Raw genomic sequence first — 617 nt, forward strand, 5'->3', positions numbered from 1 at the left:
CCGGAAATTTTTTAATTAATCTATTAGCTGGGATTGTTGCTTATACTCACCAACCTAAAAAGCCATCGATAAACTTAGCAGAGCAGCATCGCTTATTGTTAATGGCTGCCTAAAAACCCAAAATTCAGGTTATTAATAAAATATTTCTTTGATTTGAAATTTATTAGTAGAAACCAAAATTTGTCCAGCTAAGGTGATAAATAATGGTTGGATAAATATTTATATCACGATACCCGTAAATTAATTGATTGTGTGAGTAAGAGAAGTTTTGCCAGTTGTGTTGAATAGATATTAGTGGATAAAAGGAGGAGGAACTTATTCGTAACTAAGATTTAAATGGATTTTACTTCCTATGGGGAATTGGAGGAAGAATGAGGGGGAAAATTCAGTGGCAGAGAAGAGGATTTGACATACGTGTTAAATTGAAAGAGAAATTTTAAGAGTTTTTAGACTATGTTTCTTCATCCGAAAAGTTAGATTTACTAGATAGAGAATAGATAAGAGATAAAGGTGGCTGAAAATCAGGGTTTATTTTTTTCTCTGTGACAAGAGGACAAGAAGTATTTTGTTTGGGAATTGAACAGGAGAGGAAAAAATGAGAGAATAGTTATAAAAAC

General features: G+C 32.1%; 1 pseudogene. It reads left to right on the forward strand.

What is annotated here, in order from left to right:
- Window positions 1-113, forward strand: a pseudogene (locus tag BU804_RS12360) (IS982 family transposase); the annotation flags it as partial.
- Window positions 114-617 lie beyond the last annotated feature (504 nt).

This window comes from Candidatus Protochlamydia sp. W-9, from assembly GCF_001950615.1.
GTDB classification, from domain to species: domain Bacteria; phylum Chlamydiota; class Chlamydiia; order Chlamydiales; family Parachlamydiaceae; genus Protochlamydia; species Protochlamydia amoebophila.